A 17,649-nucleotide genomic window follows, 5' to 3' on the forward strand; every position below is an offset into this window, starting at 1 on the left:
TCACATCCACATCTGGGTGGGGGATAACCAATGGACGAAGACATCACACCGACTCGACGGACAGTGCTGAAATCATCCGCCGCTGCGGCAGCCGCCGTGACTGGCGTGACCGGCCTGACAGGGACGACAGCAGCAGCCACAGGTGGAATCTATTCCCCGTACGTGGGAACGTGGGGACCTGGGGTGGATAATGCGATCAGCCGCGACGTCGACCACGTCGTTTTCGGCCCAGCAGGCGACGCGACCGACGACGGGGAGGTCAATCCCGCCTGGCTCTCCCAATGTAAAGGCGGGTGCAGTGAACAACCGCTCGACAGGCACCTTCCCGACGTCCAGCGGATGCAGGACAACGGCATCAGCGTCGGGCTGATGGTCGGTGGCTATCAAGGCCGGGTGATCGCCCGCGATGCCGATAGTGTATCTGAACTCAAGCAGGGCTACGAGACCGTGCTGGATACCCTTGGCATCTCGCATATCGACATCGACGACGAGAACGCCGACGATTGGAGTCGACCGGAGAACCTGAACATGCTCCGGGCCAAGGCCCTCTCACAACTACAAGACGAGCGCCCAGATCTTACCGTCGGCTACACCGTCGCTGCGGACGCTCGAGGGATGAACTCGAATACCGGCACACACTCGCCGGGCGAGCACTGGATAGAAGAGATCGCTGAAACCGACCTCGAACTCGATTACGTCCAGCTCATGGTCATGCATCTTGGTTCGGATCCGACCAAGCAAACCTTCGAGTCCGCGGTCGACTCGACGGCGGAGTTTATCTCGAGCCAGTATCCCGGCAAGTCCATGGACGAAATCTACGGGATGATCGGCGTCGTGCCCCGCTACGTCGAACTCTCTCAAAGCTCCGCCGAGGGACTACTCGAACTCGCTGAAGAAAAGGGGCTGTACAGTATCGCCCCATGGCGACTCGGCGAGGAAGACGGTCAATACACGAAGATATTCAGCCAGTACAGCGGTGGCGGCTCCAATCCCGATCCGGATCCGGATCCGGATCCCGGGAACCCCAGCGCTGACCTGATGGTCAGCCCGAGTGACCCATCACCGGGAGAGCAGGTGACCTTCGACGCGTCGGGGTCAAGTTCGCCAAACGGCGCCATCGTCGAGTATCAGTGGGACTTCGACAACGGAACAACGCGCACGACCCAATCAGCGACGACGACGCAGAGTTACGACTCGGGCAGCTATTCGCCGCGAGTGACCGTCGTCGACGAGGCAGAGAGAACCGCCAGTGCCTCCGTGAGCCTCTCCGTCAGCGACGGCGGCGGTGGCGGCGACTGCGACGCGCCAGCATGGGACTCAAGCGAGGTCTACCGGAGCGGTGACCGTGCGAGCTACGACGGCTCTGTCTGGGAGGTGTCGTGGTGGTCACGTGGCGACGAGCCAGGCTCGTCCCAGTGGGGTCCGTGGGAGGAAGTCGGATCGTGTGACGGCGGTGACGGCGGCGACGACGGCGACGGTAACTGTTCAGAGACCGACGCCTGGGACTCGGGAGCAACCTACACGGGTGGCGACCGCGCGGTTTACAACGGTGCCGTCTGGGAGGCCAGCTGGTGGACGCAGGGCGACGAGCCCGGATCCAGCGGCCAGTGGGGCCCGTGGGAGAAGATCGGGGACTGCTGATACTGCTGGCTGTACCATTTTGAATGAATTCGCCGCCCCGGGGTGGCGAATATCTGTACGAACGGACAGCCAGCAGTATGAGTCACAGTCGGACACAGCCGAGTAACGCCTCGGTGCTCTTGTGTATATGAGCCAGTATTGTCTTTGCACCGTCGTCTGACAGTCGCCAATCTATAAGACAGGGCCACACATAGCTACGATCGATGCGAGCGAAGCCGTCCTACCGTGACCGCGACGACACCGAAGTCGAGGTGCTCGACGCGCTTGCCGACCGTCCCGAGGACGGCATGACGGTCTTCGAGTTGCGCGCACACGTCGAGACCGACATCGACACGCTCGAAGGAGCGCTGGCCGCGCTGAAAGCCGACGACCTCATCGAGGCCACCACCGAATCCGAGCGCACCGTGATCGTCGTCGAAGACCACGTCATCGGCCCCGAAGACAACGGAGAGGAAACTGAGTCGAATCTCATCGACGACATCCGACGACGGTTGCCGTTCTAAGCAAGTCGGACTCGTGGTATCGACCGCGCCCTTTTACCGTCCTGTCTCTGTAGCACTGGTATGCGCGTCGTCTCGCTGCTCCCGTCAGCGACCGAACTGTGTTACGCACTCGGCGTCGAACCGGTCGGCGTCTCTCACGAGTGCGACCACCCGCCCGCCGCGACGGATCTGCCGACTGTCATTCACTCTCGCGTCGACGCCTCAGCGACGAGCGGAGAGATCGACGACCAAGTGCAGGCGGCAGTCGACGAGGGCGGCGTCTACGAACTCGACCGGGAGCGTCTGGCCGAACTCGACCCGGACGTGATCGTCTCGCAGGGCATCTGTGACGTGTGTGCCGTCGACGACTCGCTCGTCCGCGAGGCCGTCGCTGACCTGGAACTCGACTGTGAGGTCGTCGCCACCGATCCCCACAGCCTCGACGACCTGCTCGCGGACGTCGAACGCCTCGGGCGAGTGCTGGGTCGCGAGGAGCGCGCCCGGACAGTTCTGGCGAACCTCGAAGCACGCGTCGACGCCGTCGGGCGCGAGACACCCGAGAGCGGCCCGAGCGTCGTTGTTCTCGACTGGCTCGACCCGGTGATGGTCGCGGGCCACTGGGTGCCCGAGATGGTCGAACTCGCGGGTGGCACCTACGGGCTTGCCGAGCCCGGCGACCCCTCCCGCCCGCACGAATGGAGCGACATCAGAGCCGAGGATCCGGACCTGCTCGTCGTCGCGCCCTGTGGCTTCGGCGTCGATCAGACGCTGGACAACACCGCCGACCTGATCGGGCGCGAAGGGTGGGAACAGTTGCGCGCAGTCAGGAACGGGCGAGTACAGATCATCGACGGCCACCACTACATGAACCGCCCGGGGCCGCGACTCGTCGACAGCCTCGAACTGCTCGCCGGGATTGTTCACCCCGAGACGGTCGAGACGTCCGACGAAGTCGTTCGACCGTGGCCGGATCTGCCGCGAGACTCGCGGCCGAGACAGTAGTTACGCTTCCTCGCGGAGCGTCTCCAGCGCCTCCGGCCCGACCGAGAGCGTCCGCCGACCCGTCGGCGCTTCCGTGATGAGTGCGCCGGTCGAGAGGTCTGGATTCCCACCGTCATCGTAGAGTTCCTCCGGAGTGGTTCCGATGCGAACGGCACTCCGGATCTCCAGCAACGCGTCCCTAAGGGTGTCCTCGCGGTCGCCCGCCGCAACGTCCTGGATAGCTATCTCTTCGTCGCGCTGGGCAAGCAGGTCGAGCACCTGCTCGACGTGTTCGGGTGTGTCCGCCGAGTCGTAGATGTAGGTCACGACGCGCATAGCGAGGCCACGGCCGCATCGGCCTTGGTGATGTCGGCTCTGATCGAGGTCGGACCCGAAGAAATGCGCAACAGACGCCCTATGCCGAATCAGCGACGGTACAGGAATCGACGTACTCCACGTCGTGAACGCTCTCGATCGACGGGTCGGAGCCACAGACCGGGCAGTCCGGGTTCGCGGCGAGGGTTACCGTCTCGAAGTTCATGCCCGCCGCGTCGTAGACCAGTAGACGGCCATCGAGCGGTTCGCCGTGGTCGAGCAGGAGTTTCACCGTCTCCGTGGCCTGAATCGCACCAATAGTCCCCGGCAACACGCCGAGGACGCCCGCAGTCGCACAGTCCGGAACGGCACCCGCTGGCGGCGCTTCGGGGAACAGACACCGATAACAGGGTTCGCCGCCGGTGAAGGTCGTCGCCTGTCCGTCGAACCGATAGATCGAGCCGTGGACGAGCGGAATATCAGCGAGCGTGCAGGCGTCGTTGAGCAAAAACCGCGTGGGGAAGTTGTCAGAGGCGTCGACCACGATATCGTAGTCAGCGACGAGTTCCTCGACGGTGTCGACGACCACTCGTTCCTGATAGGTGTCGACGGTGACATTCGGGTTTATCGCGTCGAGAAACGCGGCGGCGCTCTCGACTTTCGGCTCGCCGATGTCGTCGGTCTCGTGGATGACCTGTCGCTGGAGATTGCTCCGCTCGACGACGTCGTCGTCGACGACGCCGATCTGCCCGACGCCCGCAGCGCCGAGATACTGCAACACGGGCGAGCCGAGGCCACCGGCACCGACGACCAGCACCGACGCCTCGACAAGGGCTTCCTGTCCGTCCGGCCCCACGTCGTCCATGATGACGTGACGCGAGTACCGGTCGAGTTGTTCGGGCGTGAGACCGCTCATACACTGGATTCGTCCCGAGCGGACAAAAGCCGACGGGTGTGTGACTCCCGCTACAGGTCGTACAGCGCGCCGTACTTTTCGCGGGCGTAGTCGAGGAATGGATCGGCAGAGATGTTCTGGCCGGTCGCCTCGCGGATCAGGTCCGGCGTCGTGTACCGGCAGCCGTGGCTGTGGACGTTCTCGGTCAGCCACTCCGCGAGTCGGTCGAACTCGCCCGCGGCGATGTCCTCGTCCAGACTCCCGAGTTCGTCCTCCGCGGCGTCGAACAACTGGGCGGCGAGCATCGACCCCAGCGAATAGGTCGGGAAGTAGCCGAAGTTGCCGTACGACCAGTGGATGTCCTGCAGACAGCCCTCGGCGTCCGTTTCGGGTCGAACGCCGAGATAGGACTCCATCTTGTCGTTCCAGACGCCCGGAATCTCGTCGACTTCGAGGTCGCCGCGAACGAGGTCGCGCTCGATCTCGAAGCGGACGAGAATGTGCATGTGGTAGGTCAACTCGTCAGCCTGCACGCGGATGAGGTTGTCGTCGTACACCTCGTTTGCGGCCTCGTACAGCGCCTGGGGCGTGGTGTCGATGCCGAGACGGTCCTCGACTGTCGGGGTGAAAAACTCCCAGAATGGGCGCGAGCGCCCGACGTGGTTCTCCCAGAGGCGGGACTGCGATTCGTGGACCGACAGGTCGCGACTGGACCCGAGCGGCGTTCCGTACTCCTCGTCGGGCAGGCCGAGCGTGTACCGTGCGTGGCCGAACTCGTGGATTGTCGACCCCAGCGCTTTCATCGGGTCGTCGGAGGCAAACCGCGTCGTGACGCGAGCGTCGAACTGCGTTCCGAGCGAGAACGGATGGGGCGCGGTGTCGAGGCGTCCCCGGTCCCAGTCGTAGCCGAGCGCGTCGAGCGCGTCGCGGACGAGCGCCTCCTGGTCGCGTTCGTCGTAGGTGCCCGTGAAGGGGTCGGTCAGTTCCACGTCGCTCTCGCCGACCGCCTCGATTAGCGGCGGAAGTTCCTCGCGGAGCTGTTCGAGCACGGACTCGATGGTCTCGATGTCGAGATACGGCTCGTAGTCCTCGACGAGCACCGCGTAGGGATCCCGGTCGGGGTCGATTTCCGCCGCGTACTCCCGGCGCAACTCGACCAGTTCCGCGAGCGTCCCCGCAAAGTGGTCGAAGTCGTCCTCTTCTTTGGCCTGTTCCCAGACGGGGATGGCGTTCGAGGACGCCTCAGAGAGCTGTTCGACCAGATCACGGGGCACGCGAACGGCGCGCTCGTGTTCGCGTCGGACCTCCCGAACGATAGCTTGCTGGCGCTCGTCCAGGTCGGCCGCGTCGAGTTCGTCGAGCGCGTCTGCGACCGTCTCGTCGGTGAGCACCTCGTGTTTGAGCGAGGACAGCACCGACTGCTGTTTCGACCGGGCCGGTGTGCCACCCTCGGGCATCATCACCTGCTGGTCCCAGGAGAGGTAGCCGCTCGCGTCGTCGAGATACTCGATCCGATTCACCTGTTCGAGAAACGTCTCGTAGGTCTCGTCTGATTGGGCGGACATACCATCGTGTTGGGCGCTCTCCGGTATAATAACGCTGGATCGTGTCGAGTGCGCTCCGGGACAATAACGCTCGAGCGCAGTCGTCGAACACGCCCCGGAACCGACGTCTGTCAGTCGTCTGACGCGGGTTTTTGTGTACCGATGGAATACTTGGTATGCACTCTCATGCCACCAAACTGCCCCACTGCGAGCGTCAAAGGTAGCGGGGGATGGGAGTGGAATCGCCTGCAGGCGGCCCGCGACGCGCGGCGTTCGTCGACGGACCCCTCGTCGGGCCGGACGGACACACGGCGATCCCCTCCCCATTCACAGACCGACTGTCACGAGCGCGTCCGTTCGCTGAAAGCGGAGATACGCGAACTCGAAGCCGAACTTGCCCGTAGGAAGTGTGAACGACAGACCATGATCGAACGCTACGAACGACTGCTGGCAGAGAAAAACCGGAAATTAGAGTCCCAAGCGAGCGGAGAATCGACAGAAACGATGCTATCTGCGTTGCTTCCCGACGTTTTCGAGCGGTGACAGCGACTGGTGGGGTATCTGTCTCACTCAAGTGCACCTTCGAGCGCCTGTATGGGGTGTGAGGGTTTCCCGTCCACGCCGTCGTATTCGAGTAGCTGTGACTGGCAGGACGTGCCCGGCGCGACGACAGTCTCGCCGGGTGAGTCGTCGACCTGGTCGAAGAGGATGCTCGCGATGGCTTTGCTCATCGAGTAGTGTTCGGCCTCGTAGCCGAAGGAACCGGCCATCCCACAGCAGGTCGAGTCGAGTTCGTCCACGTCGTAGCCCGCCCGCGAGAGGACGTTCGCCGCGTGGTGGTCCTTCGAGGTCGCCTTCTGCTGGCAGTGGCCGTGATAGGTGAGCGGGTTGTTCGCCCCGTCGAGCGAGACGCGTTCGTCGAGGCCGAACGTATCGATGTACTCCATGACGCCGTAGGCGTTCGCCGCGACTGCCTCGGCATCGTCGCCGGTCAGCAGGTCGAGATAGTCCAGTTGGTACATCACGGCGTCGGAGGGTTCGACAGAGACGACATCCCAGCCGTCTCGAACCTTCGGCGCGAGTGTGTCGACGTTCTCCCGTGCGATGTCGCGGGCCTTGTCGAGCATGCTCTTCGAGTGAGCGGGCCGCCCGCTGTCGGTCACCTCGTCCGGAATTTCGACGTGGACGCCTGCGGTTTCGAGCGTCCGGACCGCCGCCTTCCCAACCGCCGGTTGCGTGTAGTTCGTGTAGGGGTCTGCGACGAGCAGTACCTTCCGGTCGGCCTCGGCTTCGGAGACGGCGGGTGTGCGCGTGTCGTTCCACTTCTGGAGTGTCTCGCGCTTGAAAGTCGGGAGGTCCCGCTCTCGAGCGATACCCAGCAGTTTCTCGGCGATCAGACCGCTCCCGGGAGCGCTCGTCGCCCAGTTCGAAAGCGGCGCGAAGGCGCTCCCGAGGCCGTACAGCCGTTCGACGTTGGCGAAAAACCGGTCGCGTAGCGGGACCCCCTCCCGCTGGTGGTGCTCGTGTTTCAGTTCGGCTTTGAGTTTCGCCATGTCGACGCCGCTGGGGCAGTCCTTCCGACAGCCCTTGCAGCCGATACACAGGTCGAGCACCTCGTGAACGAACTCCTCGTCGGTTGGGTCCTCGGGGAGTTCGCCGCTCATCGCCCGCCGGAGGGCGTTCGCACGGCCGCGCGTCGAGAGGATCTCCTCGTTTTCGACCGCGCGGTAGGTCGGACACATCACGCCGCCGGTCGTCTCCTGATGGCCGGTACAGCCGCCACAGCCGTGACAGAGTTCCGCCATCCCCTGAAAGCCGTTCTCGTTGTCCCACTCCATGGCTGGCTCGAAGCCAGCGTCGAACTGATACTCGGGGTCGAAGCGGAGGTTCTCGGTGGGGTCGAAGTCACCACAGACGTTGCCGGGATTCAACAGCCAGTCGGGGTCGAAGGCGGTCTTCAACTCGCGGAACGTCTCCCAGAGGTCGTCGCCGTAGAGTTTCCGGTTGTACTTCGTGCGCGCCCGCCCGTCGCCGTGTTCGCCCGACACCGACCCGCCGTACTCGATGACGCGGTCGGTCACGCCGTCGAGAATCGCCGACATCGTCTCGATGCCCGCCTCGGTTTTGAGGTTCAGCAGTGGGCGAATGTGGAGCACACCGGGTCCGGCGTGGGCGTAGTAGGAGGCGAAGGTGTCGTGGTCGTCGAACAACTCCTGCAGGTCGGCGACGTACTCGGGAAGGTTCTCGGCCGGAACCGCAGTGTCCTCGACGAACGCCCAGTGTTTCTCGTCGCCGGTGCGAGAGAGCAAGATTGGCAATCCAGCCTTGCGCATCTTCCAGAACTTGGCCTGCCGGTCGGCGTCGTAGGCCTCCAGCGCGTCGACGGCGGTGGTCGGAGCGTCGGTGTCGACTGCCCCCTCGGCCGGTTGGACAGTCGCCTCGTAGCCGGGCAGTCGGTCGGCGAGGAGGTCGGCGACTTTCTGTTTGCCGTCGTCAGTCGACTCGGCGTAAAACTCCACCAGCAGCGTCGATTCGGTCCCCTCCGGGAGCATCTCGACGACCGGGGCGAACTCCGGGCGCTCCGCGGCCAGGTCGAGAAACACGTCGTCCATCACCTCGACCGCTGCGGGGTCGTGTTCGAGAATCGGGGCAACGTCGGTCACCGCGTCGATGATGTCGTCGTAGGTCAACAACACGACCGACTTCGTCTCGGGGATCGGTTCCAGCGAGACTGTCGCTTCGGTCACGATAGCGAGGGTGCCCTCGCTCCCCGCGAGCAAGCGGCCGATGTTCACCGCGCCGCGCTCGTCCGCGTCTTCGACGAGTTTGTCGAGGTTGTACCCCGAGACGTTTCTGGTGATGTCCGGGTACCGGGATTCGATTTCGTCGCCGTCCTCCCGGAGAATCCGCGAGACTTCTGCGTAGATGCGGTCTTCGATGTCGGTCTTGTCCCCGTCATCGGTGGAGACAGCGTCCGCTCGGTCGTGCAGTTCCTCGACGTCGATCCAGCCGAAGGTCGTGACCGTTCCGTCCGCGAGCACCGCCTCGACGGACTCGATGTAGCCGTCGGCCTTCTCGTATTTCAGCGAGTGTGCGCCCGTGGAGTTGTTGCCGATACAGCCGCCGAGGACGCTCTTGTCGCCCCACGCCGGGTCGGGTGCGTACTTCAGGCCGTGCGGTTCCAGCCGGTCGTTCAGGCGTGCGAGCGTGATCCCCGGCTCTGCGCGGACGGTCTGGCTTTCGGGGTCGATATCGAGGACTGCGTCCATCTCCTTTTTGAAATCGAGGACGACCGCCTCGTTGACGGCCTGTCCGGCGAGGCTCGTCCCGCCGCCGCGGGGCAACACCGGAACCTCGTGGTCCGCGCAGTATTCCACGACCGCCTGCACGTCGTCGGTCGAGACAGGCGCGACGACGCCGATGGGGAGTTGCTGGTACGCGCTCGCGTCGGTCGCATAGAGCTGTCTCGTGTAGGAGTCGAAGCGAACCTCCCCCTCGACGCGGCTGTCGAGGTCCGCGAGCAGGTCGGGGCGTTCGATCTGTGGGCTTCGGTAGTCGTAGTTGCTTCTGGGCGCTGTCTCGGGGTGGTTTCGGCCGTCGAGGTGGTTCGGACGCTGTCCGTCTCCCTCGTGACGATTCGTACTCCGGCCGTGTGGGTCAGATGCATCACTCATCGTTTGGTGGCGTGTGTGGTCGTTCAGATCCGACTCCGGGCGGTTTCGGTTTAACCCTTCTCCCCGGAAGCGACACGACCAGTGCCCGGTTGTGTCGGCGGCGACAGGACAGCAGTTTCAGTCACTCCGACGACAGCACGTGAACGGAGAGATTCGCAGAGAGATAAACAATTTTGAGGCGGTAGGCAGTATTCCAAATAGCGATGTCGAACGAAAGACGGACGGACGGGGGACGAACAGTATCAAGACAATCGAGGCGGTGGTTTCTCAGAACGACTGGTGTCGGCGGGCTCGTCGGGCTGGCTGGCTGTACCGGCGGCGACGGGGGCGACGGAGAAGCGCCCGAGGAGACACCGGCAAACGAGACACCGACGACCACGCCGGAGGGGACGCCAGCCGAAGAGACACCGACACCAGAGGAGACGCCAACCCCGGAGGAGACGCCGACGCCCGAAGAGTCAGAAGCGTACGACGCGCCAGACGACTACGAGGTCGTCGGGTACTACACGAGTTGGGCGCGGTACGCGCGTGATTACGTGCCGTACGACGTTCCGAAAGGGAAGATCACGACGATGAACTACGCGTTTCTCGACGTCGAGAAGGACGGGCAAGTGATCCTCGGTGATGCCGGCGGCGACCCGGAAAACCTCAGCGCATTTCAGTCCTACAAGGAGGACTATCCCGAGACGGAGTTTCTGCTGTCGATCGGCGGCTGGACGTTCTCGGGTAACTTCTCGGATGCGGCAATGACCGAGGAAAACCGCGAGCGGTTCGCGTCCTCGGCGATCAAGATCATGCAGAGATACGACTTCGACGGGCTGGATATCGACTGGGAGTACCCCGGTGGTGGCGGACACCCAGACAATACGGTTCGTGAGGAAGACCCGGAGAACTTCGTGTTGCTGCTCGAGGAGTGTCGAGACCAGCTCGACGCCGCGGAGAACGAAGACGACGCCGAGTACAGCCTCACGATGGCGTCATCGGCAAATCCGGAGATCGCTGGCAATCTACTGATCGAAGAGATCGAACCGTATCTCGACCACATCCTCGTCATGTGTTACGACTATCACGGGTCGTGGGGGGAGTTGACGAACTTCCAGACACCGATGTACGAACTCGAAAACGACCCGCGGGACGAACAGGAGGCCGCGCAGTTGAACGTCGATGCGTCGATCACGTGGTGGCAAGACCAGCCCATCCCCAACGAAAAGTTGGTGCTCGGTCTGGCATTCTACGGGCGGAGCTTCGACGACGTTCCCGCCGACAACGACGGTCTCTATCAATCGTTCGACGGGACGCCACAGGGAACGTGGTCACCCGGCGTGCACGACTACTGGGACCTGGCCCAGAATTACGAGACCAGCGATACATACGAGAAACACTGGCACGACGAGGCGAAGGTTCCCTGGCTGTACTCCGCGGAGGAAGAGGTGTTTATCACCTACGACGACTCCGAATCGATCGCCTACAAGACGGAATACGCCGTCGACAACGACCTTGGCGGCGTGATGTTCTGGGAACACTACGGCGACAAAAACGAGGTACTGCTCGATACGGTCAACGAACGACTTCACGAGTACCCGGAGTAGTCAGTCATCGGGCAGGTCTCGCTCGGCCCAGAACGCGTCGAGTTGCCCCGGGAGAAACTCCGGAGTCAACTGGACGAACTCCGCCTGTTCGTCCGCAGAGAGATACGGATAGACGCTGTGGCGTGCGTCGGGCGTGTAGCGATGACCGACGAGCGCGCGAACGCCAACCTCGTCGGTGCCGCGGATTACCCGCCCGATGGTCTGGCGTGCGCGCCTGACCGCTGGCACCGTCAGCGAGTACTCGAAGGCGTGTTCGTCGCCGAAGGCGTCGGCGTAGGCCCGCTTGACGGCCCGGACTCGCGGTGATCCGATGTTCACGAGCGGAACGCCGACCACTCCACAACAGCGGAGTTTCGCGCCGTCGTAATCGACGCCCTCGGTCAGCGTCCCGCGCGTGCTCGTCACCAGCACCTTTCCGTCTCCCGTGAAAAACCGACTCTTGAGGCGCTCTGTCTCCTCGTTCGATGAACTCTCGTCACAGAGAACGGGCTTGTCGACTGCCTCGGTCAGGTAGGCCGCGGCCCACTCGGCCTCGCGGTAGTTCGGCAGGGCGAGCAGGACGTTGCCCGGCGAGCGCGCGAGCGTCCGCAGGACGTGGGCATACTCGTCTCGGGTGCGGTTCCACGTCTCCGGGTCGCGATTCTCGGCCGGGTCGCCGCGGTTGCGCGCGGTGAACGGGTCGGCGTCGACGAGCCAACTCGCCCGGTTCTGCTCGAGAAATGGCAGGTCGTACGCGCGGGTGCGAATCGGCCGGTCAGCCGCAAGCGCCGCGAGGCCCGACACCTCCTCGAAGACGTCCATCGGTTCGAGCGTGGCGCTCATCAACACGCCGCCGCCGAGTTCGTCGAACGTCTCGCGGAGGCGCTCACCCGGCATGCACTCGAAGCGGACGAGTCCGGCGGTGTGGGTCGCCTGCCAGGGCTGTTCGAGCGAACTGTCCTTCCGCGGCGAGTGCTCCAGCGCAATCTCCCGGAGCGAACTGGCGTGATCTCGCTCCCACCACCGTCCCAGCAACGCGCCGACGGCGGTACAGACCGGCGTGCGGGTCACTCCGAGCGCATCGAGCGTATCCTCGACGGCCCCGCCGACCGCCGAGAGCGAGCGCCACAACTCGCCGGTGTAGCCCTCTGACTGCGCCCACGTCGTCAACTCGTCGGGTTCGACGGTCTCCGGGTCGCGAAGCGGCAGTTCGACCAGTCGGTCGGGCAGTCGCTCCGCGTCCGTTCGCCACTCCGGCCCGTACTCCGCGGTGAGTTCCGCCGCGATCTGGTCGTCGAGCCAGCCGAGCACGTCGTCGTAGAACGCCCGCGCCCGGTCGACCGCTTCGAGTGGTACCTCGTGGCTCGCGAGTCGGTCTCGCACCTGTGCCTTGTGGTCGGTTCCCTGTCTGGCCCGCGCGAGCAGTTGCTCGCAGTCGTTGCGCGCCCGCTTGAGCGTCGCCCGCCCGACCCGGTCCGAGAGCAGGTCCCGCACCCGCTCTTCGAGACGGTGGGCCTCGTCGACGACGAGAAAGGTGTCCTCGTCGAGGATCGGTTCCAGAAGCGGCCGCGCGTTCGGGTCGAACAGGTGGTTGTAGTTGCCGACGACTACGTCCGCCGAGTCGAGCAGGGCGCTCATCGCGCGATGGGGACAGGTGCCCCGCTCGGCCGCGCCGGGCAGGTACTCATCGGCGGTGAGGACGTTCCGGTCGCCGTCCGCGAACCCGACCGGCGATCCCTTGTTCCGGGCGTACCAGTCGGCCTCGAACGGACAGTACAGCGGCGGGTCGTCGCTCTCGGTCATCGATTCCGGCGCCGCTGGCTGTTCCGGGCGGTAGGGCGTCTCCACGCCAGCAGTTTCGAGGCCGCCAGTTCCGAGCGTTCGCTGTCCGGCCGCGTCTGGGCGGGCGGCCTTTGCGAGGTCGCTGGCTCGCTGTGGGTCCCACCAGATGTCCTCGTCCCCGCTCGCGTCGACTGCCGTGCCGTCGGCGCTCGATGCAACCGCCCGGTCGTCGCCCCCCTCGCTTTCGACCAGACCGGCCGTGTTCTCCCGCAGGTCCTCACACCGGTCGTGGGTGCCGACGCTGTCGGGGAAAACCTCCTCGCGGCCGTACGGACACAGGTCGCGCTTGCCGACGAGTGCGATACCAGCGAGCGGGTCGTCGAGGCTTGCGTTCATCGTTCGCAGATCCTCGACGAACTGCGCGCGCTGCTGTTTGACCGGCGTGACGACGACGATGCGCTCATACTCCCCCTCGCGTACGAGCGTCGCGCCGGCGGTCAGCGCGGCCATCGTCTTGCCCGTGCCACACGGGCCTTCCATCGCGAGATAGCCGCCGCGCTCGCCAGCGTCGATTGCCGTCTCGATGGCGTTTCGCTGGTTGTCGTACGGCTCATCGAAGCCAAAATACGACCGCCACGCGTCGGCGTCGGCCATGTGCCCGGGAGTGAGTCGCCCTCGGGTTTGAACCCACGGATCCAGCCATCGAACGCGTTCAGATCCTGCAACGGGTTTTACACGTCGCTCCCCCAATCGGTCGGTATGGTGGACTACACAGCCTTCGTTGAGGACATCGTACACGAACCGACGCAGACTGAGGGGCGTGGTCTCGACTTGACGGTCGCGGAGGTGTACGAGGTGACCGATCCCGGCCGCGTCGACTTCGGCGGCGGCGAACTCGAACCCGCGGCGACGGACCCGCATCCGACCGAGAAGCGCAACCCCGACGACGACTACGAGTGGTGGCACCTCGAACCGGGGCAGTACCTGATCGAGTACAACGAATCACTGCGCGACGGGGATCTGTGCTTCCAACTCCAGACGCGCGACGAACTCCTCGTCCGCGGGGCCTTTCATCCGACGCTCGACGTGACCGAACTGCCGCCCGTTCCGCTCAGTGTCAGCGACGGCGGCCTGTTGCTCAAGGAAAATGCCCGTGTCTCGACGCTCGTCGACGCCAAGCGCGAATAGAGGAGAGTTTCGCGCATACAGCGGTTGCTCTCGCGTGGGCGTGACGTGTTCGACGGGTACACAACGACCCCGCTCGAAGCGAGGGTATGGATCTCGAGGTCGAACCCGTCGAGGAAGTCGACGAATCGGCGGTCCCGGCCGGTATCGACGCGCCGGAGTACGTGCTGTACGGTGGCAAGGGCGGCGTCGGCAAGACGACGATGGCCGCAGCGACGGCACTCACGAGCGCGCGCGGCGACGTCTCGACGCTCGTCGTCTCGACTGACCCGGCACACTCGCTGTCGGACACACTCGAAACCGAGGTGCCCGACGAACCGGGGCGGATCCGGGAGGACATCCCGCTGTACGCCGCCGAAATTGACCCCGAGAGCGCGCTCGACGACGGGCCGTTCGGGTTGGACGAGGGCACGCTGTCGAGTGTCCTCGGTGACGGTCCAGACCCGCTTTCGGGGGCGATGCCCGGTGCGGACGAGGCCGCCGCAGTCCGACTGCTGATCGAGTATCTCGACGACCCCCGCTTCGACCGCGTCGTGGTCGACACCGCGCCGACGGGGCACACGCTTCGGTTGCTCGAACTCCCCGAGATGCTCGACTCGATGGCCGGACGCCTGCTCAGCCTGCGCGAGCGCATGGGTGGGCTGTTCGATGGGATGTTTGGCGATGACGACGACGCGGACGACCTGGGCGGCCTGCAGGAATTTTCCGAGAGAATCGAGCGACTGCGCGAACTGTTGCGCGACCCCGAGCGAACGGACTTCCGGGTCGTGCTCGTGCCCGAGGAATTGAGCGTCCGCGAGTCAGAGCGGTTGCTTGACCGACTTGCGGAGTTCGAGATCCCCGTCAGGACTGTCGTCGTCAACCGAGTGATGCAGGATCCCTCGGAGGTAGCCGACATCGATCCGGACCTGTACGTCTCGCCAAATCACACCGACTGTGCCTTCTGTAAGCGACGCTGGCAGGTCCAACAACAGGCACTCGCCCAGTCACAGGACATCTTTCGCTCCTACACCGTTCGGCGCGTCCCGCTGTTCGCCGAGGAGGTACACGGCGAACGGCTGTTGCGGGCCGTCGCCGCCTGTCTCGGTGAGTCCTGATACGGTCGGCTGTAACATCTCGAACATAATTCGCCACCCGGGGTGGCGAATATTTTTACACACGTACAGCCGACAGTATGAGTGTCAATCATCGGTCGTGCGAACGGCCGGTCGCGCCTCCACAGACGAGAGGGCGACTAGCACACAGGCTCCGAACATGACCCAGAGACCGATATGCGCTGGCAGAATGAAGGTGAGCAGGGCGCCCGTCGCGTCAACGAGCGCGGATTCGATGCCCGAGGGCAGTCCGATTGCCTCGATATCGCTGACGAGTTGCTCGTAGCTGGTTCGAAAGTACGACACCAGCGTGCCCGCAGCGAGGATCGCTCTGACCGGTCCAGAGGGGAGCATCACGAGCAACAGGACGAGGGGGAAGACAACGAGCGGGAAGTACAGCGGCTGGAGCGGGACGAACAGCAACACGGCCGCGACAGTCGCGAGCGCCGCGGCCTGTCGTCGCAGGTCGGTGTCGAGTCGCCGGTAGACGACGGCGAGCGGAGCGGCGACGGCGACCAGCGCGAGCGGCGTCACGAGCACCGAGGGAACGCGGAGTGCGGCGAGTTGGCGGTGGATCCCGCCGGGTGAGTCGCTCGGGTCGGGCACGCCGTCGAACGTCTCGTTCTCGAAGCGGGCGAGTAGTACGTCCTCGACGTAGGTGACGGTCACGTCTGGACCGAAGACGACGAGGCCGACGAGCATCCCAAGCAGTCCGGTCGCGACGGCCGCGACCACGCCCCGAGAGGCACGGAATCGGAGGAGAAGCAGGCCGAGCGCGGCGGGAAAGACCTTGACGAGTGCCGCGAGCGCGAAGGCGACGCCAGCGACCGTCTCTCGCTGCCGGTCGAGCGCGTCGAAGCCCACCGCGAGCGCGAGTCCGAGCCAGAGCGTCACCTGCCCGTTCACCACCGTGATCGCCCCGTAGGAGGAACAGAGCACGAAGACGCCGAGCAGGATGCGGTCGAGTCGCGGCAGAACGATACCCCGACGCGCCAGCGCTCGCCAGATGACGGCCGCGGTGGCGATGCCGACACCGACGTTCAACAGCGTCTGGAGCGCGTAGGCGGCGAGTTCGCTCCCGAGCAGGGCGTGCGGGAGAAAGAGCAGCGTCACGACCGGCGGATAGAGGTAGTGATAGTCCTCTCTGCCGGGCGGTGTCACCTCGTAGATATCGCCGCCCGAAAGCGCCGTGTCGGCGGCGTGAAAGTACACGTCTGACGCGAGCAGGTACTGGTCGGAACCGCTCACGAGCATCGCGATACTTCCCTGGAGACCGATCAGAATCCCGACGCCGAGCAGCAGTCGCGTGCTCCGTCGTAGCGACGTTTCGGTCACAGTGGATAGGTGTATCGGGTCCCTATAATGCTGCTGGGTTTGCCATGCGATGGCGGTTGCTGACGCTCACCCGTGAGTCTCAGTGAAGTAAACTCGCACACAATTTTTAAGGTGATTTGCGCCAACCGTCTGGTCGCACATGGACGAGTCATCTGCCGATATCGGTGCAACAACTGGAGATATCGACGAGGACATCGACGTCGATATCGACGAGCAGGTCGAGGAAGACATCGACGCAGACGCTGGCTACGACCACGCGGCGGCGAGCGAACTCCAGTCCTCGCTGGCTGAACTCGAGGACAGTTCTGTCGAGATAGCAGAGCGCATCGACGCAGTTCGGGGGGAAGCGGCAGAGCAGTACGAGGCCGTCTCGAACGTCGCGAACGAAGTGTCGAACCTCTCGGCGTCGGTCGAGGAGATCGCCTCCTCCTCAGAGCAAGTCTCCGCGGCGGGGCGAAAGGCCAGCGATCTTGCCGAACAGGGACAAGAGTCGGCAGTCGAGGTGGAAACGGCGATGAGCGACATTCAGACCGCCGCGACGGACGTCGCCGACGACGTGCAGGCGATCCAGTCGAGCGTCGGCGAGATAGACGAAATCGTCGAGGTCATCAACGACATCGCCGACCAGACGAACATGCTCGCGCTGAACGCCTCGATCGAGGCTGCACGCGCTGGCGAGGCAGGCGAGGGGTTCTCGGTCGTCGCCGACGAGGTCAAAGGACTCGCCGAGGAGTCACAGGACAACGCGAGCGAGATCGAAGCGATGATCGGCGAAATTCAGCAAAACACCGCCACCGCCGTCGAGAGTCTGGAACGCAACAACGAGCGTATCGAGGAGGGCATCGAGTCGGTCAATCAGGCCGTCGAGATCCTCGAAGACATCCACGAGGCGGTGCAGGAGGTCTCTAACGGAATTGCCGAGATCGCAGACGCGACCGACGAGCAGGCCGCCTCGACCGAGGAAGTCGCGAGCATGGTCGACCAGACGGTCGTCAGTGCCGAAGGAATCGCCGACGAGACGACTGAAATCTCCGAGGAAGTCGCCACGCAGACGAACCAGATCAGCGACATCAACCGGGCAGTGGACGAACTGGTCGACGACCTCGCGCGGAACACGCACGCCGCCGACGACTGAGACCGGCGGTTCTGTCGG

Annotated in this window: 14 protein-coding genes; 8 read left to right on the forward strand and 6 right to left on the reverse strand. The window is 64.4% G+C overall.

Going from position 1 to position 17,649, the window contains the following annotated elements:
• The first annotated feature begins 30 nt into the window (after positions 1-30).
• The 3 genes from ACMGFL_RS14525 (at position 31) to ACMGFL_RS14535 (ending at position 3,125) form a co-directional block, all read left to right on the forward strand.
• On the forward strand, positions 31-1,641 hold the full coding sequence (locus ACMGFL_RS14525; RefSeq protein WP_436936254.1) for a carbohydrate-binding protein: 1,611 nt from the start codon (positions 31-33) through the stop codon (positions 1,639-1,641).
• Positions 1,642-1,844: 203 nt separating this feature from the next.
• Positions 1,845-2,144, forward strand: a complete 300-nt coding sequence (locus tag ACMGFL_RS14530; RefSeq protein ID WP_436936255.1) for a DUF6432 family protein — start codon at positions 1,845-1,847, stop codon at positions 2,142-2,144.
• 60 nt (positions 2,145-2,204) lie between these two features.
• Entirely contained in the window at positions 2,205-3,125 is a 921-nt protein-coding gene (locus tag ACMGFL_RS14535) for a cobalamin-binding protein (RefSeq protein ID WP_436936256.1), read from the forward strand.
• Here ACMGFL_RS14535 and ACMGFL_RS14540 read toward each other — a convergent pair whose 3' ends face one another.
• The 3 genes from ACMGFL_RS14540 to ACMGFL_RS14550 form a co-directional block, all read right to left on the reverse strand.
• On the reverse strand, positions 3,126-3,440 hold the full coding sequence (locus tag ACMGFL_RS14540) for a hypothetical protein (RefSeq protein ID WP_436936257.1): 315 nt from the start codon (positions 3,438-3,440) through the stop codon (positions 3,126-3,128).
• 79 nt (positions 3,441-3,519) lie between these two features.
• The gene (ubaA, locus tag ACMGFL_RS14545; protein ID WP_436936258.1) at positions 3,520-4,335 is read right to left on the reverse strand and encodes an SAMP-activating enzyme E1; all 816 of its coding nucleotides are present in this window, start codon (positions 4,333-4,335) and stop codon (positions 3,520-3,522) included.
• Between the two features lie 50 nt (positions 4,336-4,385).
• The gene (locus ACMGFL_RS14550) at positions 4,386-5,879 is read right to left on the reverse strand and encodes a carboxypeptidase M32 (RefSeq protein WP_436936259.1); all 1,494 of its coding nucleotides are present in this window, start codon (positions 5,877-5,879) and stop codon (positions 4,386-4,388) included.
• 165 nt (positions 5,880-6,044) lie between these two features.
• Here ACMGFL_RS14550 and ACMGFL_RS14555 point away from each other — a divergent pair, with 165 nt between their 5' ends.
• Positions 6,045-6,401, forward strand: coding sequence for a hypothetical protein (locus tag ACMGFL_RS14555; protein ID WP_436936260.1), 357 nt, complete (start codon positions 6,045-6,047; stop codon positions 6,399-6,401).
• A gap of 23 nt (positions 6,402-6,424) precedes the next feature.
• On the opposite strand, the gene ACMGFL_RS14560 is transcribed toward ACMGFL_RS14555, so the two are convergent.
• Entirely contained in the window at positions 6,425-9,532 is a 3,108-nt protein-coding gene (locus tag ACMGFL_RS14560) for an FAD-binding and (Fe-S)-binding domain-containing protein (RefSeq protein WP_436936261.1), read from the reverse strand.
• Between the two features lie 203 nt (positions 9,533-9,735).
• On the opposite strand from ACMGFL_RS14560, the gene ACMGFL_RS14565 reads away from it, so the two are divergent.
• Positions 9,736-11,121 carry a glycoside hydrolase family 18 protein gene (locus tag ACMGFL_RS14565; protein ID WP_436936262.1) on the forward strand — a complete coding sequence of 462 codons (1,386 nt, stop codon included), beginning with the start codon at positions 9,736-9,738 and terminating at the stop codon, positions 11,119-11,121.
• Here the strand turns inward: ACMGFL_RS14565 and ACMGFL_RS14570 are convergent, their stop codons facing one another.
• Entirely contained in the window at positions 11,122-13,536 is a 2,415-nt protein-coding gene (locus tag ACMGFL_RS14570; RefSeq protein WP_436936263.1) for an ATP-dependent DNA helicase, read from the reverse strand.
• Between the two features lie 105 nt (positions 13,537-13,641).
• Between ACMGFL_RS14570 and ACMGFL_RS14575 the strand changes: the two genes are divergently transcribed.
• Both ACMGFL_RS14575 and ACMGFL_RS14580 read left to right on the forward strand, forming a co-directional pair.
• Positions 13,642-14,070, forward strand: coding sequence for a dCTP deaminase/dUTPase family protein (locus ACMGFL_RS14575; protein WP_436936264.1), 429 nt, complete (start codon positions 13,642-13,644; stop codon positions 14,068-14,070).
• An 86-nt stretch (positions 14,071-14,156) separates the two neighbouring features.
• The gene (locus ACMGFL_RS14580; RefSeq protein WP_436936265.1) at positions 14,157-15,164 is read left to right on the forward strand and encodes an ArsA family ATPase; all 1,008 of its coding nucleotides are present in this window, start codon (positions 14,157-14,159) and stop codon (positions 15,162-15,164) included.
• Positions 15,165-15,248: 84 nt separating this feature from the next.
• Here the strand turns inward: ACMGFL_RS14580 and ACMGFL_RS14585 are convergent, their stop codons facing one another.
• Positions 15,249-16,496 carry a glycosyltransferase family 87 protein gene (locus ACMGFL_RS14585; protein WP_436936266.1) on the reverse strand — a complete coding sequence of 416 codons (1,248 nt, stop codon included), beginning with the start codon at positions 16,494-16,496 and terminating at the stop codon, positions 15,249-15,251.
• Positions 16,497-16,635: 139 nt separating this feature from the next.
• Between ACMGFL_RS14585 and ACMGFL_RS14590 the strand changes: the two genes are divergently transcribed.
• Positions 16,636-17,631 carry a methyl-accepting chemotaxis protein gene (locus ACMGFL_RS14590; RefSeq protein WP_436936267.1) on the forward strand — a complete coding sequence of 332 codons (996 nt, stop codon included), beginning with the start codon at positions 16,636-16,638 and terminating at the stop codon, positions 17,629-17,631.
• The last annotated feature ends 18 nt before the right edge of the window (positions 17,632-17,649 follow it).

This window comes from Halovenus marina (assembly GCF_051414115.1).
In the GTDB taxonomy this organism is placed as follows: Archaea; Halobacteriota; Halobacteria; order Halobacteriales; family Haloarculaceae; genus Halovenus; species Halovenus marina.